16 protein-coding genes are annotated in these 22097 nt (G+C 67.6%); 9 read left to right on the forward strand and 7 right to left on the reverse strand.

What is annotated here, in order from left to right:
• Nucleotides 1–24: 24 nt before the first annotated feature.
• From HNQ73_RS08265 to msrP, 5 genes are all read left to right on the forward strand, one after another.
• A complete protein-coding gene (locus HNQ73_RS08265) occupies nucleotides 25–816 on the forward strand; it encodes an ABC transporter ATP-binding protein (protein ID WP_183334092.1) in 792 nt (263 codons plus the stop codon).
• Nucleotides 809–1633, forward strand: a complete 825-nt coding sequence (locus HNQ73_RS08270; RefSeq protein WP_183334094.1) for an ABC transporter permease — start codon at nucleotides 809–811, stop codon at nucleotides 1631–1633. The genes HNQ73_RS08265 and HNQ73_RS08270 overlap by 8 nt, the downstream gene beginning before the upstream one ends.
• 116 nt (nucleotides 1634–1749) lie before the next feature.
• Nucleotides 1750–3804, forward strand: a complete 2055-nt coding sequence (locus HNQ73_RS08275) for an elongation factor G (protein WP_183334096.1) — start codon at nucleotides 1750–1752, stop codon at nucleotides 3802–3804.
• Nucleotides 3805–4050: 246 nt separating this feature from the next.
• Nucleotides 4051–5781 (forward strand): AMP-binding protein, encoded by a 1731-nt coding sequence (locus HNQ73_RS08280; RefSeq protein ID WP_183334098.1) that lies wholly within the window; start codon nucleotides 4051–4053, stop codon nucleotides 5779–5781.
• An 88-nt stretch (nucleotides 5782–5869) separates the two neighbouring features.
• A complete protein-coding gene (msrP, locus tag HNQ73_RS08285) occupies nucleotides 5870–6817 on the forward strand; it encodes a protein-methionine-sulfoxide reductase catalytic subunit MsrP (RefSeq protein ID WP_183334100.1) in 948 nt (315 codons plus the stop codon).
• Between the two features lie 578 nt (nucleotides 6818–7395).
• On the opposite strand, the gene HNQ73_RS08290 is transcribed toward msrP, so the two are convergent.
• The 3 genes from HNQ73_RS08290 to HNQ73_RS08300 all read right to left on the reverse strand — a co-directional run bounded on the left by HNQ73_RS08290 (nucleotide 7396) and on the right by HNQ73_RS08300 (nucleotide 10355).
• Nucleotides 7396–8286 (reverse strand): LysR family transcriptional regulator, encoded by an 891-nt coding sequence (locus tag HNQ73_RS08290; protein WP_183334102.1) that lies wholly within the window; start codon nucleotides 8284–8286, stop codon nucleotides 7396–7398.
• 75 nt (nucleotides 8287–8361) lie between these two features.
• The gene (gene trxB / locus HNQ73_RS08295) at nucleotides 8362–9324 is read right to left on the reverse strand and encodes a thioredoxin-disulfide reductase (protein WP_183334104.1); all 963 of its coding nucleotides are present in this window, start codon (nucleotides 9322–9324) and stop codon (nucleotides 8362–8364) included.
• Between the two features lie 26 nt (nucleotides 9325–9350).
• A complete protein-coding gene (locus tag HNQ73_RS08300; RefSeq protein WP_183334106.1) occupies nucleotides 9351–10355 on the reverse strand; it encodes a mitochondrial fission ELM1 family protein in 1005 nt (334 codons plus the stop codon).
• Between the two features lie 114 nt (nucleotides 10356–10469).
• Between HNQ73_RS08300 and HNQ73_RS08305 the strand changes: the two genes are divergently transcribed.
• The gene (locus HNQ73_RS08305) at nucleotides 10470–10940 is read left to right on the forward strand and encodes an Lrp/AsnC family transcriptional regulator (protein WP_183334108.1); all 471 of its coding nucleotides are present in this window, start codon (nucleotides 10470–10472) and stop codon (nucleotides 10938–10940) included.
• 84 nt (nucleotides 10941–11024) lie between these two features.
• On the opposite strand, the gene HNQ73_RS08310 is transcribed toward HNQ73_RS08305, so the two are convergent.
• From HNQ73_RS08310 to carA, 4 genes are all read right to left on the reverse strand, one after another.
• The gene (locus HNQ73_RS08310; protein ID WP_244649962.1) at nucleotides 11025–11579 is read right to left on the reverse strand and encodes a hypothetical protein; all 555 of its coding nucleotides are present in this window, start codon (nucleotides 11577–11579) and stop codon (nucleotides 11025–11027) included.
• A gap of 22 nt (nucleotides 11580–11601) precedes the next feature.
• Nucleotides 11602–12075 (reverse strand): transcription elongation factor GreA, encoded by a 474-nt coding sequence (gene greA, locus HNQ73_RS08315; RefSeq protein WP_183334110.1) that lies wholly within the window; start codon nucleotides 12073–12075, stop codon nucleotides 11602–11604.
• Nucleotides 12076–12169: 94 nt separating this feature from the next.
• Nucleotides 12170–15496 carry a carbamoyl-phosphate synthase large subunit gene (carB, locus tag HNQ73_RS08320; RefSeq protein WP_183334118.1) on the reverse strand — a complete coding sequence of 1109 codons (3327 nt, stop codon included), beginning with the start codon at nucleotides 15494–15496 and terminating at the stop codon, nucleotides 12170–12172.
• A gap of 313 nt (nucleotides 15497–15809) precedes the next feature.
• Nucleotides 15810–17018: a glutamine-hydrolyzing carbamoyl-phosphate synthase small subunit gene (gene carA / locus HNQ73_RS08325; protein WP_183334336.1), complete on the reverse strand. Its 1209-nt coding sequence runs from the start codon at nucleotides 17016–17018 to the stop codon at nucleotides 15810–15812.
• Between the two features lie 166 nt (nucleotides 17019–17184).
• On the opposite strand from carA, the gene HNQ73_RS08330 reads away from it, so the two are divergent.
• From HNQ73_RS08330 to rpoD, 3 genes are all read left to right on the forward strand, one after another.
• Complete coding sequence (locus tag HNQ73_RS08330) at nucleotides 17185–17637, forward strand: GatB/YqeY domain-containing protein (protein ID WP_183334120.1); 453 nt, start codon at nucleotides 17185–17187, stop codon at nucleotides 17635–17637.
• A 195-nt stretch (nucleotides 17638–17832) separates the two neighbouring features.
• Nucleotides 17833–19800, forward strand: a complete 1968-nt coding sequence (dnaG, locus tag HNQ73_RS08335) for a DNA primase (protein WP_183334122.1) — start codon at nucleotides 17833–17835, stop codon at nucleotides 19798–19800.
• Nucleotides 19801–20008: 208 nt separating this feature from the next.
• Nucleotides 20009–21985 carry an RNA polymerase sigma factor RpoD gene (rpoD, locus tag HNQ73_RS08340; RefSeq protein ID WP_183334124.1) on the forward strand — a complete coding sequence of 659 codons (1977 nt, stop codon included), beginning with the start codon at nucleotides 20009–20011 and terminating at the stop codon, nucleotides 21983–21985.
• Nucleotides 21986–22097 lie beyond the last annotated feature (112 nt).

Raw genomic sequence — 22097 nt, forward strand, 5'->3', positions numbered from 1 at the left:
AGCAATCGTTTGAAAGTCCTGACCATGCAGCTCATCGCCGACCACATCGCCCACGCATACGGCCCCTTGCCGGTGCTGGACGACATCTCCTTCGCCGTCGGACCGGGCGAGGTTGTCGCCATCGTCGGGCCGTCGGGGTGCGGAAAGTCGACGCTGTTGCGCATCCTGGGCGGGCTCGAGAAGCCGCAGGCGGGGCGGGCGCTCGTCGCCGGCGCGCCGCCGTCGGCCTCGCTCAACCCGCTCACCTTCGTGTTCCAGGACTTCGCCTTGCTGCCGTGGCGCACGGTGGAGGGCAACGTGCGGCTGGTGCTCGAAGGGCACGGCCTGACGCAGGCCGCGATGGATGAGACGGTCCGCGACGTTCTTTCCCGCACGCGGCTCACCGATTTCGCCAGAACCTACCCCAAGCAGCTCTCCGGCGGCATGCGCCAGCGCGTGGGGATAGCCCGCGCGCTGGCGGTGCGGCCGGCGCTGCTGTTGATGGACGAGCCCCTGTCCGCCCTCGATGCGCAGACGCGCGAGCTCTTGATGGACGACCTCGTGGAACTCGTCTCGGGCGACAGCGCCGAGGCGCTCGGCATGGTCTATGTCACGCACAATCTCGACGAGGCGGTGCGTCTCGCCGACCGCATCCTCGTGCTGTCGCGTCGTCCGGGGCGGGTGCGCGAGACAGTGACGATCACGGCAGACCGCCGGGCCCGGCGCTCCGACGACCCTGGCCTGGTGCGCCGCGCGCGCGAACTGTGGGAGCTGATCCGGGCCGATGCCGCCGAGGCGGACCGGGAACTGGCCGATGTGGAGACGATCGATGGCTGACGTGGTTCATGACCTGCAAGCGTCACCCGCCGCCGCCAGCCGCCCTGTGGTCTTCCGCGGCGGCCTTTTCGTGCCTCGCACACATCGCCTGATCGGCTTTGCCGCCCTTGTCGCGCTCATCCTGCTTTGGCAGGCTGCCTCGAGCCTCGGCTGGGTGAGCCCCGTGCTCGCACCGAGCCCCGGCGAGGTGATTGACGCCCTCTGGCGCATGGCGCTGAGCGGCGAGCTCGCCACCCATCTGTCGGCCTCGCTCCTGCGCCTTGCCGGCGGCTTCGCCATCGGTGTCACGGCGGGCATTGCCTTCGGCATGGCCATCGGCCTGTCCAGCCTCGTGCGCTCACCGGGTGCGACCCTGGTCGCCGCGCTCTTCCCCATCCCGAAGATCGCGCTTCTGCCGCTCTTCATCCTGTGGTTCGGCATCGGCGAGAGCTCGAAGGTCGCGACCATCGCCTTCGGCACCTTCTTCCCCACGGTGATCGCCACCTATGGCGCCGTGGACAACGTCGACCGCTCGCTCGTACGGATGGGCCGCAGCTTCGGGCTGAGCTCCTTCGCCATCATTTCCAAGATCATCCTGCCGGGCGCCCTGCCGGGCATCCTGTCGGGCCTGCGCATCGCCTCCTCCATCGGCATCGTGCTGCTCATCGCCGCTGAGATGATCGGCGCCAACGAGGGGGTCGGCGCCATGGTGCTGGCGGCCGGCAACCTCATGCAGTCGGACCGTCTGCTCGCCGGGGTGGTCGTTCTCTCGCTGCTCGGCCTCGCCGTGTCGGGCCTTATCGGAGCGATCGAAAAGCGTTTGCTGGCCTGGCGTTGAGGGGCCTTGCCGCTGCTGCTGCGGGTACTGCTGGACCACGGCGCTTGATTCGCAGGCTCTACGGCGTGACCATCGCTCGATGGCCCGCAGCGGCCGCCAAGCGAGGGAGAGGCGCCATGGATGCCAGCGGCAGAGAACGAGCGGGGCCTCGGTGCATCGCCATCGTCGGCCCCTACCAGAGTGGCAAGACCAGCCTCTTGGAGGCCTGTCTCGCGCGCATGGGAGCGATCGACCGGCAGGGGAAGGTCGCGGACCGCAACACGGTCGGGGATGCCTCGCCCGAGGCGCGGGCGCAGGGCATGAGCACCGAGCCGAACGTTGCGAGCGGTGAGTTCCTCGGCGATCGCTTCACCTTCGTCGACTGCCCCGGCTCGGTGGAATTTCTGCACGACATGCGCACTGTGCTGCCGGCCTGCGATGCGGCCGTCGTTGTCTGCGAGGCTGACGACCGCAAGGTGCCGGCGCTTGAGCTCGTCATGCGCGAGCTCGAGGAGGCGGACGTGCCGCGCTTCCTGTTCCTCAACAAGATCGACGCGGCGAGCCGGCGCGTGCGGGAGACGCTGGCGAGCCTGCAGCGCGCCTCGCGCACGCCGCTCCTGCTGCGCCAGATCCCCATCTGGAAGGACGGCATTGCCATCGGCTTCATCGACCTGGCGCTGGAGCGCGCCTTCGTCTACCGCGAATATGCGGCGAGTGAGGTGATCGACCTGCCGTTCAGCGAGATCAGCCGCGAGAAGGAGGCGCGCTTCTCGATGCTCGAGCGGCTCGCTGACTATGACGACCAGCTGATGGAGGACCTGGTCGAGGAGATCGAGCCGCCGCGCGATCGGGTGTTCGACGACCTGTCGCGCGAGCTGCGCGACATGCATGTGGTGCCGGTGCTGATCGGCTCGGCCGAGCGGGGCAATGGCGTCACGCGCCTTCTCAAGGCGCTGCGCCACGAGGCGCCACGGCTTGCGGAGACGCGGGCGCGCCTCGGCGTGCCGGCGGATGGGCCGCCTCTCGCATTCGCGATGAAGACGAACCACACCGGCCAGGGCGGCAAGCTGACGCTGGCGCGCGTGCTGCGCGGCTCCATGTCCGAAGGCGACACCGTCGTTTCCTCGCGCGGGGGCGACGCGCGCATCGCGGGCATCGTGGATCTCAAAGGCCAGAGCCAGAACCGGCGCGCAACGGCCGGGGAGGGCGAGACCGTCGCCTTCGCGCGGCTCGATAACGTCGCGACCTCCGATGCCTTCGCTGTCGGCAAGGACAGGCCGAGCGTCATCGTCTCTGTCGCACCACCCGATCCCGTCTTCTCGCTCGCGCTCGCCGTGCGCGACCGCAAGGACGATGTGCGGCTGACGGCGGCGCTGGCCAAGATTGCCGAGGAGGATCCCTCGCTCGCCCTCGAGCAGCGTCCCGATCTCGGCGAGCTGCGCCTGTGCGGCCAGGGCGAGATGCATCTGCGCGTTGCCGTTGCGCGGCTCGCGTCACGCTTCGGCGTCACGGTGGACGTGCGCAAGCCGCAGATCGCCTATCGCGAAACCATCCGCCATGCGGCCCAGGCCCGCGGCCGCCACAAGAAGCAGTCGGGCGGCCACGGCCAGTTCGGCGACGTGGTGCTGCGGGTGGAGCCTCTGCCGCGCGGCTCGGGCATCGTCTTCACCGACACCATCACCGGCGGCGTCGTGCCCAAGCAGTACATTCCCTCGGTGGAGATCGGCGTGCGCGAGGCGGCGGAGCGCGGGCCGCTCGGCTTTCCCGTCGTGGACGTGAAGGTGACGCTGACGGACGGCTCCTACCACTCGGTCGATTCTTCGGACATGGCCTTCCGTGCCGCGGCGAAACTCGCCATGGCCGAGATGCTGCCGCAGGCCAAGCCGGTGCTGCTGGAGCCGATGCTGGCAGTGGAGATCGCCGTGCCGACGGAGGCAATGTCCAAGGCGACGGCAATCATCTCGGCGCGGCGGGGGCAGATCCTCGGCTACGACAGCCGGCCAGGCTGGCTCGGCTGGGATCTGGTGAATGCCCTGATCCCGGAGGCGGAGATGGACGACCTCATCGTCGAGCTGCGTTCGGCGACCGCGGGCGTCGGCAGCTTCTCGGCCCGTTTCGACCATCTCGCGGAACTGAGCGGCAAGCCGGCTGACCAGGTCGTCACAGCCCGCGCAGCGGCCGCGAGTGCCTGAGGGGCCCTCGCGCCGCCGTCTCCCGCCCTCGTCGCCGGCGCGAATGGGCGGGAGATGATTCTCCCCGTTTTGCGCCGTTCCCGTGCCGCCCCGCTTGCGAAGCGCGGCCGGGAAGGACGCTGCATGCGCTTTCATGTGGTCAATCGGGCGGCGAAACCCGCTTCTATCGACAGTTTTTCCCTGCTGAATGACAATGCACCCAGAGCCGGCAGAACCGGCCGGAAGAGCGAGGGGAGGCAGTTCATCATGGTGGGGGCGAGCGAGGCGCGGCACGGGACCGACGAGCAGCTGATGGCGAAGCGGCCGTGGTTGCGGTCCTACCCGCCGACGGTTGCGGCCGAGATCGACACCAGCCAGCTCGGCACGCTCGCCGATCTCTTCTATGATGCGACGCGCGACTTTGCCGAGCGGCCTGCCTTCGAGAGCTTCGGCAAGCAGGTTTCCTACGCCGACCTGCACAGTGCTGCCGAAGCCGTGGCCTCCTGGCTGCAGGCGCGGGGCATCAACAAGAGTGATCGCGTCGCCCTCATGATGCCGAACGTGCTCGCTTATCCGGCGGCCCTGTTCGGCGTCCTCATCGCCGGCTGCACGGTGGTCAACGTCAATCCGCTCTACACGTCGCGGGAACTCGCCCATCAGGTGAACGACGCCGGCGCGCGCGTACTCGTCGTCCTGGAGAACTTCGCCCACACGGTGGCCGAGGCGCTGCCGCAGATGAAGCTTGACCATGTGGTTATCGCCACGCCCGGCGACCTGATGGGCCTCAAGGGCACCATCGTCAATCTCGTGTCGCGGCACGTGAAGAAGGCAGTGAAGCCTTACAACATTCCCGGCGCCGTGCGCTTCAGCGCCGTTCTTGCCGAGGGGCGGCGGCGGGCGCCCGACCCGGTGGCCCTCACGCTGCAGGATGTCGCCTTCCTGCAGTACACGGGCGGGACGACCGGTATCGCCAAGGGGGCCGTGCTCACCCACGGCAACATCGCCGCCAACGTCGCGCAGATGAAGGCGTGGCTGGAGGGCTGGGTGAAGACGGACGGGAGCCGCCACGTCATGGTGACGGCGCTGCCGCTCTACCACATCTTCTCCCTCACCGTGTGCTGCATGATGATGATGCGCATCGGCGCCTGTGGCCTGCTCATCGCCAATCCGCGCGACATTCCCGGTTTTGTGAAGACGCTGAAGTCGCGCCCTTTCACCATGATCAGCGGCGTCAACACGCTCTACAACGCGCTCGCAAACCATGAGGGCATCCGCGAGGTCGACTTCTCGCGCGTGCAGCTGTGCGTGGCGGGCGGCATGGCCACCCAGGCGGCCGTCGCCAGACGGTGGAAGGACATCACCGGCAAGCCGATCATCGAGGGTTACGGCCTCTCCGAGACGTCGCCTGTCGTCTGCGCCAACCGACTCGACATCGAGGAGTTCACCGGCACCATCGGCTATCCTCTGCCGTCGACGGATGTCGCCATCCGCAGCGCCGACAACACCGACGTGCCCTTCGGCGAGGTGGGGGAGCTGTGCGTGCGCGGGCCGCAGGTCATGGCGGGCTACTGGCAGCGCCCGGACGAGACCGCGAGGGCGATGACGGCGGACGGTTATTTCCGCACCGGCGACCTCGCCGTGGAGACGGAGGAGGGTGCCTTCCGCATTGTCGACCGCATGAAGGACATGGTGCTCGTCTCCGGGTTCAACGTCTATCCCAACGAAGTCGAGGACGTGCTGGTTCGCCATCCGAAGGTGCTCGAGGTGGCGGTTGTCGGGCAGCCGGACGAGCATTCGGGTGAGGCGGTGGTGGCCTATGTCGTGAAGCGGGACCTGAGCCTGACGGAGGACGAGCTGCGCGCCTTCGCGCGCGAGAACCTCACGTCCTACAAGGTGCCGCGGCGCATCGTGTTCCGGGACACGCTGCCCAAGACCAATGTGGGCAAGGTGCTGCGCCGGGCGCTGCGGGAAGGGGCCGGGCAGGACGGCGCCGCCTGAAGGTCGCTCCCGAAGGCGTGAGTTGTCGCCGGCCGCGGGCGGTTCTACCCCTTTGCAGGGCGGGCGGACCTGCCACGGGAGCGCACCCATGCTGATCAGGACACCACCCGGCTGGCTCCTGCCGGAAGCCGCAGCGACACCCGAAGCCGTCTTCTTCGACCGTCGCGCCTTCCTGGCAGGCGTCGCAGGACTCGCTATCGAGGGCGCCTTCCGCCCCGCGCGGGCACAGGATGCGCCCGCCGGGCCGTATCCGGCGCCGCGCAACGAGCGGCTCGTGCTCGACCGGGGCGTGACGCCGGAGGAGATCAGCACCGCCTACAACAATTTCTACGAGTTCGGATCCCACAAGCGCGTGGCAGCCGGGGCCGCGGCGCTGGCGACCGATCCGTGGACCATCAGGGTCGACGGGCTCGTCGAGCGGCCCTTCGAGATCGGCGTCGAGGAGCTCCTGCGGACCATGCCGCTGGAGGAGCGGCTCTATCGGCACCGCTGCGTCGAGGCCTGGGCCATGGCCGTGCCGTGGACGGGGTTCGCGCTTTCCGCCCTCGTCGAGCGCGCGCGGCCGCTTGGTTCGGCGAAATATGTCGTGATGCAGAGCTTCCACAACCCGAAGGTCGCCCCGGGCCAGCGGCAGACGTGGTATCCGTGGCCCTATACCGAGGGACTGACCATGGCCGAGGCGACGAATGAGCTCGCCTTTCTCGTCACCGGCGCCTACGGCAAGCCGTTGCCGAAGGTCATGGGCGCGCCCTTGAGGCTGGCGGTGCCGTGGAAATACGGCTTCAAGTCCATCAAGTCGATCAACCGCATCTCCTTCTCCGAAACCCGGCCGACGAGCTTCTGGCAGGCGCTGCAACCCTCCGAATACGGGTTCTGGGCGAATGTGAACCCGGCGGTGCCGCATCCGCGCTGGAGCCAGGCGGCGGAGGAGATGATCGGCACAGGCGAGATGTTCCGCACGCAGATCTACAACGGCTATGGCGAGTTCGTTGCCCACCTTTACAGCGGCCTCGAGGGGGAACCGCTGTTCATTTAGCCAGGTCGGCCCCGGGCCTGCGCCTGAGAGATGTCTGCCCGCCATCGGGCAGGGCGCGGCGAAAAAAAGGCCGGGTTCCTCAAGGAACCCGGCCTGAAGTCATGTCCGACCGAAGTCGGAACACTTCCAGAGGGGAACGGCCGAAATGGGCTCTACGCCGGGAGGAGGTGCGGAGCCCATCGCCTTCAGCCGCGGGGGATATGGGGCCTCGCCCGTTTTTTCGCAATGCAAAACTCGGCATGACAGCCATGCATTCTGCGTTGACATCGTCCACAGGCGCGACGGACGAAGCACACGTTGCAAATGCCAAGAAAAAAAGGCCGGGTTCTCGAAGAACCCGGCCTAAAGTCATGTCCGATCTACATCGGAACACTTCCAGAGGGGAACGGCCGAAATGGGCTCTACGCCGGGAGGAGGTGCGGAGCCCATCGCCTTCAGCCACGACTGATATCGGCCTTTTTCTGCCTTTTTGCAATGCAACATGCGGCATGTCTGCTATGCAGGTGCCGCATGTTTGGGCAGGCTGTGCGTCACAATTCTGCTTCAAACGCTTGAGTATATCAGAGGTCCACTAGGGCTCAGTAGGTCCAGCGCTGGGCCTTGCTGATCAGGAAGTCGCGGAAGACCTGCACCCGCGCGACGTTTTTCATCTCTTCCGGATAGACGAGATAGCTCTCCAGCGAGGGCATTTCGACGTCGGTGAGGATCTGCACCAGACCAAGCCCGGGCTCGACGATGTAATCGGGCAGCACAGCGATGCCCGCCCCGCGCTCGACTGCCTTCTTCAGCGCCGTGATATTGTTGACAACGAGATGATAGGGGCGCGGATCCTTTGGATCGCGACCCGCCGTGGCCAGCCAATGCACCGCCAGCAGGTAGTGCGGCATAGAGCCGCCAAACGACAGGATGCGGTGGTTGTCCAGGTCCACCAGCTTCTCCGGCTGGCCGAAGCGCTTGAGATATTCGGTGGATGCATAGACGTGAAAATGCACCGTGAACAGGCGGCGCTGGATGAGGTCGCCCTGTACCGGCTGGCGCAGGCGGATGGCGACGTCGGCCTGGCGCATGGACAGGTCGAGTTCCTCGTCGGAGAGGATGAGCTCCACACGCACGTCAGGGTAATGGTCCAGGAACTCGCCGATCCGCGGCGTCAGCCAGTTGGTGCCGAGGCCGAGCGTCGTCGTCACGCGCAGGGTGCCTGAGGGGCGCTCGCGCGATTCGGCGAGACGGGCGCGCGTCGCATCGAGTCGCATGGTCATGTCGCGCGCGGCGCGGAAGAGCAGCTCGCCCTGCTCGGTCAGTATGAGCCCGCGGGCGTGGCGGTGAAATAACGGGGCTTTCAGCTCTCGCTCGAGCGCGCTGACCTGTCGGCTGACTGCCGACTGGCTCAGCCCGAGGTCATCGCCGGCGCGCGTGAAGCTGCCCGCCTCAGCGACAGTGTAAAAAATCCTGATCTTGTCCCAATCCACGGCCGCCCCCGCTGGCCTTTCCTGCCTGTTGTGCTGGCAGCGCCCGCAGGTTGCTGCCAGCCGATTCTCCGCTAACTATTCGGCCGCCTCGCGCGTGGCCTCGCGCGAGGCGAGCCAGCGCTCGGCATCGAGCGCGGCCATGCAACCGAAGCCGGCTGCCGTGACCGCCTGCCGGTAGATCTCGTCGGTGACGTCGCCGGCGGCGAAGACACCCTCGATATTGGTGCGCGTCGTGCCAGGCTCCGTCCGGATGTAGCCACTCGGCGTGAGGTCGAGCTGGCCGACGAAGAGGTCGCTCGCCGGCTTGTGGCCGATGGCTATGAAGACGCCGTCCGTCCGGTGCTCGCTCACGGCGCCGGTCTTGACGTTCCTGAGGCGCACGTGCGTCACCGAGGGAGGCGTTCCCTCGCCGCAGATTTCCTCGAGCGTCGTGTCCCATATGATTTCGACCCTGGGATGCCGGAACAGGCGATCCTGAAGGATGCGTTCGGCGCGCAGCTCGTCCCGTCGGTGGATCAGCGTGACCTTGGCGGCGATGTTGGCGAGGTAGAGCGCCTCCTCCACCGCCGTGTTGCCACCGCCGACGACGATGACCTGCTTGCCGCGGAAGAAGAAGCCGTCGCACGTGGCGCAGGCCGAGACGCCGAAGCCCTGGAAGGCTTGCTCGGAGGGCAGGCCGAGCCATTTCGCCTGGGCGCCCGTGGCGATGATCAGCGCGTCGCAGCTGTAGGTGTCGCCGCTGTCGCCGGTCAGGCGGAAGGGCCGCTGCGACAGGTCGACGGCGCCGATGTAATCGTTGACGATGCGCGTGCCGACATGCTCGGCTTGCAGGCGCATCTGCTCCATCAGCCAGGGCCCCTGGATGGCTTCGGCGAAGCCCGGGTAATTCTCGACCTCCGTCGTGATGGTGAGCTGGCCACCCTGCTGAAGACCGGTGACCAGAACCGGCTCCAGCATGGCACGGGCCGCATAGATGGCCGCGGCGTAGCCTGCCGGGCCGGAGCCCAGGATGAGGACCTTAGCATGCGTGTGCGTCATGGCGGACCGATCGACTGCTCGCCCTTTCAGGCGTCTGCGACAGAAGCGTCGCGGGGTGAGGAGAGGAAACGCCTGCGGTGGGCCTCGTAAGCCCGGGCGACAGCCTCTGCAATGCTCGGTGTTGAATCTAAGGGTTGGTATGCGCTTCCTTCAAGTCTCCCCCGAAAGACGTGCACAATTCCTGCGTGCCTGAGACCTTCAAGCAACGCTTTGAGGCGCGGGTGCCCGCCGCTCGGCTCGAAGACGAGGACCGGGCGGCCTGTGACGGCCGCCTCGCCGGCCATGTTGGTCGAATCAGCGGTGACGACCACTGCGTCCGCGAGGGCCAGCATGGCGACATAGGGATTCTCGCTGCTGCCGTCCCACAGATACACGCGCTCCTCCTGCGCAAGCTCGGCAAGCGCCGCGCGCAGCGCCGGGGGGGTGCGACGCGAGGCCGTGATCATCAGCGAGACGCCGCTTGCCCTCAGCGCCTTCAGGCGGTCGACGAAGCCGGTGATATCCGCCGAGGTGAAGGTGTGGTGCCGGCTGTCGCCGCCGACGAGCACCGCCGCGCGCGGCGGCGGCAGGGCGGCGAGGGCAGCAGGCGGGGCGGCCCGCGCGGCGGCGATGCGCGCGGCCGAGATCCGGTGTGGCGGGGTCAGCGTCGCCATCACATTCTCGCCGCGCAGCCGGTCGTGCTCGCCGACCCAGATGAAGTCGGCGGCGGAGGTGCCGGTCCGGGGATCCTTCAGGATGACGGTGAAGGTACGCCCGCCGGAGGCGCGCTTGACCTGGCGCACATAGGGAACGGCGCGGCGGCCCGAGGCGATGAGGAGATCGGGAAAGGGCGGCGCGATGGGGCTCGCCCGCCGGCCGGGTGCCTCGCGCGGGTCAATGGGCCCCCACGGCATCAGCCACACCCACGGGGCGCGCGGGGCCACGCGGCGCAGCTCGGGCTCGACACCGAGGGCGGCCGCAAGGCCGAGGCACTGAGTCTCGTCGCCCGCCTTGCCGTCGGTGAGGATCCAGGCGCTATCGGCGTGCAACATTGTCGGACTCTCTTGCGAACTCGTCGCCCGAATCATACTAAATCAGGCAGTCACCGTGCCCGTGCCTCGTCGCATGACGCAATCGTCCGGGACCTGCGAGAAGGATAATCGCGCTTGCGCGTGGAACTCGACGCGACGGACTGGAAGATCCTGAAGGAGCTCCAGGCAGACGGCCGTATCACCAACGTGGAGCTGGCGCGGCGCGCCGGCCTCTCCGCGCCCCCCTGCCTCAGGCGTGTGCGGGCACTCGAGGAGGCCGGCATCATCCGGGGCTACCGGGCGATTCTCGATCAGCGGCTGCTCGGCTTCGACGTCACCTGCTTCGCTATGGTCAATCTCGCAAGCCAGGCCGAGGCCGACCTTGACGCCTTTGCCGCGCGCGTCCGCCAGATGCCGCTGGTACGCGAATGCTGGACCCTGTCCGGCGAGACGGATTTTCTCCTCAAGTGCGTGGCGCCGGACCTGCGCGCCTTCCAGTCGTTCGTGCTGGAGCTGACGGCCACGCCGAACGTGCGCAACGTGCGCACGGCGCTGACGCTCGACCTCGTCAAGGACGAGCCTATCGTCCCGGTGCTCGAGGGGTAGGGGGCGGGCTAGCGGAACGCCCGTTCCCGAGCCCGACATCAGATGGCGGCTGTCCGCCGCCCTGCCCCGGAGAATCTCCTCCGGCTACCGCCCGACGATCTGGCGCTTGACCCAGTCGGCGTAGAGCTGGGCGATGGTGGCCGCGCGCCGCTGCTCGTTGTCGGCGAGATACCAGGGGCCGGAATAGCTGGAGGGCAGGGCGAAGAGGATCGGGTAGCGGGCCTGGATGTCGCCCCTGCGGGAGACGATGAGCGCCTCGCCGTCGAGATAGTCGCTGTCCGAGCCGCCCTCGGCGTAGTCTATCCCTCCGATGCGGATGGAGCTGCTACCCGCCCAGGCCGAGAGGGTGAGGCTCTTGAGGCGGACCACAAGGCGCGGAGCGGTGCGGTCGCGCGGGGCGAGCCGGTCGGCGAAGGCGCTCGCGAGCGCATCCGACAGCCGGTCGCCGACGAGCGTGGCGAAGGGGCCCTGGCCCTGGGCGACCAGCGCCGAGACGTCGACCGAGATGGAAGAGAGGCGCAGGTTCGCGGCCTCGTCCGCCGGCAGCGGTGACGTTTGCGGCGTGACACAGGCGCCGAGCGCCAGTGTGCCGGCGAGCGCGGCCAGGCCGAGGAGGTAACGACGCGACACCGCTGCCATCAGAAAAACTCCGGAAGGCGGATCAGCCGAAGGTGACGTTGATGATCTCGTACGACTTTCCGCCGCCCGGAGTCACCACCTCGACGCTGTCGCCGACGGACTTGCCGATGAGGGCGCGGGCGATGGGCGAGGTGATGGAGACCCGGCCGGAATGGACGTCGGCCTCGGGCTCCCCGACGATCTGGTAGACCTTCTCCTCCTCCGTGTCCTCGTCGACGAGGGTCACGGTGGCGCCGAACTTCACCGTCTTGCCGTTGAGCTTGCTGAGATCGATCACGTCGGCGCGGGACAGGATGCTCTCCAGCTCCTGGATTCGGCCCTCGTTGAGGCTCTGCGCTTCCTTGGCGGCGTGGTACTCCGCGTTCTCCGACAGATCGCCGAGCGCACGCGCCTCTGCGATCGCCTGGATGATGCGCGGACGCTCCTCCTGCTGGCGGCGCCTGAGCTCCGCTTCAAGGGCCGCATAGCCAGAGGGGGTCATCGGGATCTTTTCCATCGCGTACGTTCTCTCACAACAAAGACACCGCCCGGGGCCGGAGTCCGGACCCCGTGACGCGTGATGAAACTCGACGTGTTGCGGCCTGCGTCTCCTAGGCGCTCTTCGAGCTGGTCGGCCAATACTCCTGCAACGCTCGCACCTTGAGGTCGCCGGCGAGATAGGCCTTGATGCCCTCGGCAGCGGCGGCCGCACCTGCAAGAGTGGTGTAATAGGGGACCTTATGCAAGAGGGCCGCGCGGCGCAGTTCGCGCGAGTCGTGCAGCGCCTGGGCCCCTTCCGTCGTGTTGAAAACGAGGTGGATCGAGCCGTTCTTGATGGCATCGACCACGTTAGGCCGCCCCTCGAGTACCTTGTTGATGCGCTCGGCTGCCACGCCGTTTTCGGCGAGGAAGCGCTGGGTGCCGCTCGTGGCTACCACCGAGAAGCCAAGCTCGGCCAGGGTCCTCACCACCGGCAGGATGCGCTCCTTGTCCGCATCGCGCACGGAGACGAAGACCGTGCCCTCCTTGGGCACCTTGGTGCCGCCGCCGAGCTGGCTCTTGGCGAAGGCCACGCCGAAGGAGCTGTCGAGGCCGATGACCTCGCCGGTGGAGCGCATCTCCGGGCCGAGCACGACGTCCACGCCCGGGAAGCGTGCGAAGGGGAACACCGCCTCCTTCACGCCGATATGCGACAGCTGCTTCGGCTTCAGGCCAAAGTCGGCCAGCTTCTCGCCGGCCATGATGCGGGCCGCGATCTTGGCGATGGGCTCACCGATGACCTTGGCAACGAAGGGGACCGTACGCGAGGCGCGCGGGTTGACCTCGAGCACGTAGATGTCGCCGTCCTTGATGGCGTACTGGACGTTCATGAGGCCGCCGACGTCGAGCGCGAGCGCGAGCGCCTTCGTCTGGCGTTCGAGTTCCGCAATCGTTTCCGCCGACAGAGAGCGCGGCGGCAGCGAGCAGGCAGAATCGCCGGAGTGAATGCCCGCCTCCTCGATGTGCTCCATGATGCCGGCGATGAACACGTCCTTGCCGTCGGCGAGGCAGTCGACATCCACCTCGATGGCGTCGGAGAGGTAGCGGTCGAAGAGCAGCGGGTTCTTGCCGAGCAGGGTGTTGATCTGGCCCGTCTTGTCATTGGGGTAGCGGGCCTTGATGTCGTGCGGCACCAGCGCCGGCAGCGTGCCGAGCAGGTAGTCGCCGAACGTGTCCTCGTCTCGGATGATGGCCATCGCCCGCCCGCCGAGCACGTAGGACGGGCGCACGACGAGCGGCAGGCCCACCTCGGCGGCCACAAGCCGGGCCTGCTCGACAGAATAGGCGATGCCGTTCTTCGGCTGCTTGAGGCCGAGCCGGTCGAGCAGCCGCTTGAAGCGGTCGCGGTCCTCGGCGAGGTCGATGGCGTCGGGCGAGGTGCCGAGGATCGGCACCTTGTTCTCCTCCAGCGCGCGGGCGAGCTTCAGGGGCGTCTGCCCGCCGAACTGCACGATGACACCGTGCAGCGTGCCGTTCTGCTGCTCGGTCTCGATGATCTCGAGCACGTCCTCCGCCGTCAGCGGCTCGAAATAGAGCCGGTCGGAGGTGTCGTAGTCGGTCGAGACCGTCTCCGGGTTGCAGTTGACCATGATGGTCTCGTAGCCCGCCTCGTTGAGGGCGAAGCACGCGTGGCAGCAGCAGTAGTCGAACTCGATGCCCTGGCCGATGCGGTTCGGCCCGCCGCCGAGGATGATGACCTTCTTCGCGTCCGAGGGCCGGGCCTCGTCCGCCGGGGCACCGGCGAAGGGCGCGGCGTAGGTCGAGTACATGTAGGCGGTGGGCGAGGCGAACTCGGCCGCGCAGGTATCGATGCGCTTGTAGACCGGGCGCACGCCGAGCGAGCGGCGCAGCGTCTTCACCTCCTCCTCGCTCTTGCCCGCCAGCACGGCGAGGCGTGCGTCCGAGAAGCCCATGGCCTTGAGCTGGCGGAAGGCCCCGGGCGTCGTCGGCAGGCCGAACTTGCGGACCTTGGCCTCGGTCTCGACGATGCCCTGCAGCTGGGCAATGAACCACGGATCAATCTTGCACGTCTCGTGGATCTGCTGGGGATCGACGCCGAGCCGGAGTGCCTGGGCGACCTTGAGCAGACGCTCGGGCGTGGGCGTGCCGAGGGCGGCCTTGATCGCGTTCTTGTCATCGCCCTGGCCAAGGCCGGGGATTTCGATCTCGTCGAGGCCGGTGAGGCCCGTCTCAAGAGAACGCAGCGCCTTCTGCAGGCTTTCCTGGAAGGTGCGGCCGATGGCCATGGCCTCGCCGACAGACTTCATGGAGGTCGTCAGCACCGGCTCGGCGCCCGGGAATTTCTCGAAGGCGAAGCGCGGTATCTTGGTGACGACGTAGTCGATGGTGGGCTCGAAGGAGGCGGGTGTCGCCCCGCCCGTGATGTCGTTGGCGATCTCGTCGAGCGTGTAGCCGACGGCGAGCTTGGCCGCGACCTTGGCGATGGGGAAGCCCGTGGCCTTCGACGCCAGCGCTGACGAGCGCGAGACGCGCGGGTTCATCTCGATGACGATCATGCGTCCGTTGGCCGGGTTGACCGCGAACTGCACGTTCGAGCCGCCCGTCTCGACGCCGATCTCGCGCAGGACAGCGATCGAGGCGTCCCGCATGATCTGGTATTCCTTGTCGGTCAGCGTCAGGGCCGGCGCCACCGTGATGGAATCGCCCGTATGCACGCCCATCGGGTCGATGTTCTCGATGGAGCAGACGATGATGCAGTTGTCCGCCTTGTCGCGGACGACCTCCATCTCGTACTCCTTCCAGCCGAGCACGCTCTCCTCGATCAGCACCTGGTTGGTGGGCGAGGCGTCGAGGCCGCGCTCGACGATGTCGATGAACTCTTCCTTGTTGTAGGCGATGCCGCCGCCCGAGCCGCCGAGGGTGAAGGAGGGGCGGATGATGGCCGGCAGGCCGATGTCGTCGAGCGCCTTGAGCGCGTCGGCCAGGTTGTCGACGTGGTGCGACTTGGGCGTCTCGAGGCCGATGCGCGTCATCGCCTCGCGGAAGAGCTCGCGGTCCTCCGCCTTGTCGATGGCCTCGGCTGTGGCGCCGATCATCTCGACGCCGAACTTCTCGAGCACGCCCATCTTCTTCAGCGCAAGGGCGCAGTTGAGCGCCGTCTGGCCGCCCATGGTCGGCAGCAGCGCGTCCGGGCGCTCCTTCTCGATGATCTTGGCGACGATCTCGGGCGTGATTGGCTCGACATAGGTCGCGTCGGCGAGATCGGGATCGGTCATGATCGTCGCCGGGTTCGAGTTGACGAGGATGATGCGATAGCCTTCCGCCTTGAGCGCCTTGCAGGCTTGGGTGCCCGAATAGTCGAACTCGCACGCCTGTCCGATGACGATCGGCCCGGCGCCGATGATGAGGATCGAGGCGATGTCGGTGCGTTTGGGCATGCGTGTCGCTCGCGTCTTCGTCGTATCTGGGCACCCGGCGCGGCACGGCCGGGCACATAAAAAAAGGCCGCGCCGTCGGCCTTCCATGAGAGCCGGAGCGCGTCCCCGTGTGCAGCGTGGCGGGGTCCTGCTCCGTCCACGTTCCGGCCCTCTTAGACGAGAATCACCGATGTGGAAAGGGCGGTGCGCCTGCGCGGCCGGTCCGGCCCGGTCGCGCGTCCGGTCGGCCGCGGAGCAGGGCAGGCCGCGTGCCGTGTTCCCGAGCGTTGACGCGACAGGAAGGGCCGGGCCTGCCCCGGTCCGGCGCTGTGCCTCAGCCCTGCCGGGCTGCGGCCTTGTGCTTGTCCATCATCTCGACGAAACGGTCGAAGAGATAGTGGCTGTCCTGCGGGCCGGGCGAGGCTTCCGGGTGGTGCTGCACAGAGAAGGCCGGGCGGTCCTTCAGCGCGATGCCGCAGTTGGAGCCGTCGAAGAGCGAGACGTGCGTCTCCTCCACATTGTCTGGCAGGCTGTCGCGGTCGATGGCGAAGCCGTGGTTCATGGACACGATCTCCACCTTGCCGGTGGTGTAGTCTTTGACCGGGTGGTTCGCGCCGTGATGGCCCTGGTGCATCTTGACGGTCTTCGCTCCCACCGCGAGACCGAGCATCTGGTGGCCGAGGCAGATGCCGAAGGTCGGCACCTTGCGGTCGAGCAGGGCGCGGATCAGCGGCACGGCATATTCGCCGGTGGCGGCCGGGTCGCCCGGACCGTTGGAGAGGAAGACGCCGTCGGGCGAAAGGGCGAGCACCTCCTCGGCGGTCGCCGTCGCCGGCACCACCGTGACCTTGCAGCCGCGCGCCGCAAGCAGGCGCAGGATGTTGCGCTTGACGCCGTAGTCGATGGCGACGACGTGGTGCCTCGCCTCGCCCTCACGCCGGCCGTAGCCCTTGCCGAGCGTCCAGGTGGTCTCGTCCCACTCGTATCGCTGCGTGGTGCCGACGAGGGGCACGAGGTCGAGCCCGTCCATGGAGGGGACCTCGGCGGCGCGCTTCTTCAGGCGCTCGATGTCGAAGTTGCCGGTGGGATCGTGCGCGATGACGGCATTGGGCATGCCCTTCTCGCGGATGAGGGCGGTGAGCGCCCTGGTGTCGATGCCGGACAGGCCGACGATGCCGCGTGCCTTGAGCCAGGCGTCGAGGTGGCGTGTAGCGCGCCAGTTCGAGGGCTCTGTCACGTCGGCGTGGACGACGATGCCGCGCACCTCGGCCGAGCCGGCCATGTTGACCGTCTCGATATCCTCGTCGTTGACGCCGACATTGCCGATGTGGGGAAAGGTGAAGGTGATGATCTGCCCGGCGTAGGAGGGATCCGTGAGAATCTCCTCGTAGCCCGTCATCGCGGTGTTGAAACAGACCTCGCCGGTCGATTCCCCGATCGCCCCGAGGCCGAAGCCCTCGAGCACGGTGCCGTCCGCCAGGACGAGGACAGCGGTCGCGCGCGGCTCTTCCCAACCGCCCGCCATTGCGTCGTCTTGCAGCATCGCCATGATCAGTTTAAGCCCTCGGCCGACGCCATCACGTCCGGCCATGAAAAATCGGGCCGGCCGCCTGCGACCGTCCGCGCCACTGGCGGCGGAACCTAAGAAGCGCGGGCGCCGGCGTCAATGTACTTGTCGTGATGGATGTCACAACCAAGAGAGGATCGTCATGCGCGCACGCTTCACAGAGGCCATGAAGGAAGCCATGCGGGCGGGCGACAAGCCACGGCTCGCGACCGTGCGGCTCATCCAGGCCGCGCTGAAGGAGAAGGACATCGAGGCGCGCGGCGCCGGCCGGACCGAGGCGAGCGAGGAGGAGATCCTCGCCATGCTGCAGAAGATGATCAAGCAGCGCCAGGAGTCGGCCGAGATCTACGAGAAGGGCGGGCGGCCGGAGCTGGCGGAGCAGGAGAGGGCCGAGATCGCCGTCATTGCCTCCTTCCTGCCGCAGCAGATGGACGAGGCGGAGGTCGGCGCGGCCATCGACGCCGCCATTGCCGAGACGGGCGCTGCCGGCATCAAGGACATGGGCAAGGTCATCGGCGCGCTGAAGGCGAAATATGCCGGTCGCATGGATTTCGCCAAGGCGAGCGCCATGGTGAAGGCCAAGCTCGCCGGCTGACCCCGCGGTGGCCGGTTTTTTCCGGCGCCTGTGAGTTCAGTGGATAACGCGCCGAAGGCGTTGCCGAAAAGCAGCTGGCGGGCGGACCTGCCTGCGCTCCGGTGTGGACAGTCAGTTGTGCGCCGGCTGCACGCGACAAGCGCGCCGGCCACGCTAGAATGAGGCGCCGGGCGGCATTTGCAGGAGACAAGCGGGTTGCGCTTTCCGCCTTCCATCCTCGACGAGATCAGGGCGCGGCTGCCGGTGTCGGCGGTGGTGGGCAAGCGCGTGCGGCTCATCAAGGCGGGACGGGAGTGGAAGGGCCTGTCGCCCTTCAACCCGGAGAAGACCCCGTCCTTCTACGTCAACGACCAGAAGGGCTTCTATCACTGCTTCTCCTCCGGCAAGCACGGCGACATCTTCACCTTCCTGATGGAGGTAGAGGGGCTTTCCTTTCCCGAGGCGGTGGAGCGGCTCGCGGCCGAGGCAGGGGTGACGCTGCCTAAGGCCTCGCGCGAGGCGGCGGCCCAGGAGGAGAAGCGCAAGAGCCTGCACGATGTGCTGGAACTTGCCGCCGCCTTCTTCGAGGCGATGCTCGCCGGGCCCGAAGGGGCGAAGGCGCGGGACTATCTCGCCGGCCGCGGCCTCGGGCCGGAAATCCAGCGGCGCTTCCGCATCGGCTATGCGCCGGCCGACCGCTTCGCGCTGCGCGATCACCTCGCCGGCAAGGGCGTGCCGGCCGAGATGATGATCGAGGCGGGGCTGCTCGTGACGGGCGAGGACGTCGCCGTCCCCTATGATCGTTTCCGCGACCGGGTGATGTTTCCCATTGCCGACATGCGGGGGCGCGTGGTCGCCTTCGGCGGACGGGCGATGAGCGCCGACGTGCCGGCAAAATACCTCAACTCGCCCGAGACGCCGCTCTTCCACAAGGGGCGGCTGCTCTACAACCACCATCACGCCCGCAAGGCGGCGCACGAGAGGGGGACGGTCATCGCCGTCGAGGGCTACGTCGACGTCATCTCCCTCAGCGCGGCGGGCATCCATCACGCGGTCGCGCCGCTCGGCACGGCACTGACAGAGGAGCAGCTCGGCCTTTTGTGGCGCATGGCTGACGAGCCGATCCTGTGCTTCGACGGCGACAAGGCCGGACAGCGTGCCGCCTTCCGCGCCATCGACGTGGCGCTGCCCGTGCTGCAGCCCGGCAAATCGCTGCGCTTTGCACTGCTGCCCGAGGGGCAGGATCCGGATGACCTCGTGCGCAGCCGCGGGCCGGCGGCGATGGAGGCTGTGCTGGCGCAGGCGCGGCCGCTCTCCGACATGCTGTGGGCGCGGGAGCTGGAGGCCGGACCGTTCGACACGCCGGAGCGGCGTGCGGCGCTGGAGCGGCGCATCGGCGAGGTGCTCGGCCAGATCCGCGACGAGGTGCTTCGCCGGCACTATCGCGCAGAATTGATGGCGCGCCTCGGGGAGCTCGCCCCTGCCGGTGCCGTGCCGGTGGCCGCGGGCGGCCGCGGCAGGCCTTGGCGCGGGCGCGAGGGCGCCGGCGCGCGCGGCTATGGCCGCGCGGCGGGCGGCTGGCGGGGCGGCGCGGGCGCACACACGGCCGCCGTCGCCCCGATGCCGAAGGCGAGCCCGCTGCTTGCGCGCCATCCGCTGTTCGCGTCCAGCGAGCCGACCGTTTCCCCGCGTGAGGCCTTGATCCTCATGACGCTGCTCGTCCATCCGCGCCTGCTGGAGGAGCATGGCGAGACCATCGCCACGCTCGATTTTGCTGACGCCCAGGCAGAGCGCTTCAGGGCCGCGCTGGTCGATGCGGCGGCGGAGGGGATCAGCGATGGCGCCGTCATCGCCGCGCGGCTGGAGCGCGCCGGGCTTGGCCCCGTGATGGAGCGCTTCCGCCGCGCAGTGCGCCCCGGCGACGCTTGGGTACTTGAATCGGAAGCCGAATTGTCGGATGTGGAGACTGCGCTGCGTCAGGCCATCATCTTGCAAAGGCGCCGCCGCTCGCTACATAGCGAGTTGAAGGCGGCCGAACGCGCATTGGCGCAAGACGACAGCGAGGCCAACCTCGTGCTGTTGTGCGAACTGCAGGCGCAGATAACATCGCTCGACGGCGCCGAGGCCGAGGTGGAGGCGATCCGGACTCAGGCCGGCCCCCCTGCACCGGGAAGTAGCTCATGATGCGGGCCGTAGGCAAGATGCGCCGGCCACGAAACTTGTGGTCGACAGGTGAAGCCGGGAGATGGTTAACGGTTAGGCAAACGATCTTTGGCTTGATCGGCAGATGAGTGATTTGGGTGGCCCGGCACAGGCCGGCGCTGCCTTTTCGTCTGTTGTGGCCGGAGAGCCAGCCGGGAGCGATGGACCGGGGCGAGTGGAGCAGTCAAATATGGCGACGAAAACGACGGAACGGGACGAGACGCAGGAAACGGCGGAGACGCAAACCGACAGCCCGCTGCTCGACCTGACCGACGCCGCTGTCAAGCGGATGATCAAGCTCGCCAAGAAGCGCGGCTACGTCACCTATGACGAGTTGAACGAGGTTCTGCCCTCGGAGGAGTTCACGTCCGAGCAGATCGAGGACGTGCTCGCCCAGCTCAACGAGATGGGTATCAACGTCATTGAGTCCGAGGATGTGGACGACGCCAATTCCGAGGGCGGCGACGATGATGAGGAAGTCGAGGGCGGCGACCTCGTCGAGGCGACGCGCTCGGCCCTGCCGGCCAAGGTCGAGACGAAGAGTGAGCCCGCCGAGCGCACGGACGATCCGGTGCGCATGTATCTGCGCGAGATGGGCTCCGTGGAGCTTCTCTCGCGCGAGGGCGAGATCGCCATCGCCAAACGCATCGAGGCCGGCCGCGAGGCCATGATCGCTGGCCTGTGCGAAAGCCCGCTCACTTTCCAGGCCATCATCATCTGGCGCGACGAGCTGATGGAGGGCAAGGTCCTCCTGCGCGACATCATCGACCTCGAGGCGACCTACGCCGATCCGGAGGGCAAGGGTGCCCCGCGCGTTGCCGACGACGGCGAGCCGCGCGAGGACGATGGCGCGATCGGCGAGGCCGAGGGCGACATGGACGATGACGACATGGAGAACAACGTCTCCCTGTCGGCCATGGAGGCGGAGCTGAAGCCCCGCGTCCTCGAGACGTTCGACCGCATCGCCGAGAACTACAAGAAGCTGCGGCGCCTGCAGGACCAGGACATCGAGAACCGCCTGCAGAACCTCAAGCTGTCGCCGTCCCAGGAGCGCAAGTACAAGAAGCTCAAGGACGACATCATCGTCGACGTGAAGTCGCTGTCGCTCAACCAGAACCGCATCGATGCGCTGGTCGAGCAGCTCTACGACATCAACAAGCGGCTGATCAGCCTCGAGGGTCGGCTGATGCGCCTGGCCGAGAGCTACGGCATCTCGCGCGAGGAATTCCTGCGCCAGCACCAGGGCGCCGAGCTCGACCCCAAGTGGGTGCTGCGCGTCTCCAAGCTCGGCACGCGCGGCTGGCGTGAGTTCGTCGCCAACGAGAAGGATCGCATCAAGGACATCCGCCAGGAGATCCAGAACCTCGCCTCCGAGACGGGGCTCGAGATTCCCGAGTTCCGCAAGATCGTCCAGATGGTGCAGAAGGGCGAGCGTGAGGCGCGCCAGGCGAAGAAGGAGATGATCGAGGCGAACCTGCGGCTCGTCATCTCCATCGCCAAGAAGTACACGAACCGCGGCCTGCAGTTCCTGGACCTGATCCAGGAGGGCAACATCGGCCTGATGAAGGCGGTGGACAAGTTCGAGTACCGGCGCGGCTACAAGTTCTCGACCTACGCTACCTGGTGGATCCGGCAGGCCATCACGCGCTCCATCGCGGACCAGGCGCGCACCATCCGCATCCCGGTGCACATGATCGAGACGATCAACAAGATCGTCCGCACCAGCCGGCAGATGCTGCACGAGATCGGCCGCGAGCCGACGCCGGAGGAGCTGGCCGAGAAGCTCGCCATGCCACTCGAGAAGGTGCGCAAGGTGCTGAAGATCGCCAAGGAGCCGGTGTCGCTCGAGACGCCCATCGGCGACGAGGAGGACAGTCACCTCGGCGACTTCATCGAGGACAAGAACGCCGTCCTGCCCATCGACGCGGCGATCCAGTCCAACCTTCGCGAGACGACGACGCGCGTGCTCGCCTCGCTCACCCCGCGCGAGGAGCGCGTGCTGCGCATGCGCTTTGGCATCGGCATGAACACCGACCATACCCTCGAGGAGGTTGGCCAGCAGTTCTCGGTGACGCGCGAGCGCATCCGCCAGATCGAGGCCAAGGCGCTGCGCAAGCTCAAGCACCCCTCGCGCAGCCGCAAGCTGCGCAGCTTCCTCGACAACTGAGCTTCCCGGAAAGCCGGGACGACAGGGGCGGCCGACGGGCCGCCCTTTTTCTTGGCCGCGCGATCTTTCCTGGCCGCGTGGTCGCTGCTGCCTGCTGAGCCCTGAACAGAGA

The sequence above is a fragment of the Chelatococcus composti genome (assembly GCF_014201415.1).
Classification (GTDB): Bacteria; Pseudomonadota; Alphaproteobacteria; order Rhizobiales; family Beijerinckiaceae; genus Chelatococcus_A; species Chelatococcus_A composti.

What these genes read in the sequence shown, in the direction of transcription:
- rpoD (WP_183334124.1), top strand. Translation starts at nt 20,009, where the DNA reads ATGGCGACGAAAACGACGGAACGGGACGAGACGCAGGAAACGGCGGAG.
- HNQ73_RS08275 (WP_183334096.1), top strand. Translation starts at nt 1,750, where the DNA reads ATGGATGCCAGCGGCAGAGAACGAGCGGGGCCTCGGTGCATCGCCATC.
- HNQ73_RS08265 (WP_183334092.1), top strand. Translation starts at nt 25, where the DNA reads ATGCAGCTCATCGCCGACCACATCGCCCACGCATACGGCCCCTTGCCG.
- HNQ73_RS08330 (WP_183334120.1), top strand. Translation starts at nt 17,185, where the DNA reads ATGCGCGCACGCTTCACAGAGGCCATGAAGGAAGCCATGCGGGCGGGC.
- msrP (WP_183334100.1), top strand. Translation starts at nt 5,870, where the DNA reads ATGCTGATCAGGACACCACCCGGCTGGCTCCTGCCGGAAGCCGCAGCG.
- HNQ73_RS08310 (WP_244649962.1), bottom strand. Translation starts at nt 11,579, where the DNA reads ATGGCAGCGGTGTCGCGTCGTTACCTCCTCGGCCTGGCCGCGCTCGCC.
- carA (WP_183334336.1), bottom strand. Translation starts at nt 17,018, where the DNA reads ATGCTGCAAGACGACGCAATGGCGGGCGGTTGGGAAGAGCCGCGCGCG.
- trxB (WP_183334104.1), bottom strand. Translation starts at nt 9,324, where the DNA reads ATGACGCACACGCATGCTAAGGTCCTCATCCTGGGCTCCGGCCCGGCA.
- HNQ73_RS08280 (WP_183334098.1), top strand. Translation starts at nt 4,051, where the DNA reads ATGGTGGGGGCGAGCGAGGCGCGGCACGGGACCGACGAGCAGCTGATG.
- HNQ73_RS08300 (WP_183334106.1), bottom strand. Translation starts at nt 10,355, where the DNA reads ATGTTGCACGCCGATAGCGCCTGGATCCTCACCGACGGCAAGGCGGGC.
- HNQ73_RS08270 (WP_183334094.1), top strand. Translation starts at nt 809, where the DNA reads ATGGCTGACGTGGTTCATGACCTGCAAGCGTCACCCGCCGCCGCCAGC.
- greA (WP_183334110.1), bottom strand. Translation starts at nt 12,075, where the DNA reads ATGGAAAAGATCCCGATGACCCCCTCTGGCTATGCGGCCCTTGAAGCG.
- carB (WP_183334118.1), bottom strand. Translation starts at nt 15,496, where the DNA reads ATGCCCAAACGCACCGACATCGCCTCGATCCTCATCATCGGCGCCGGG.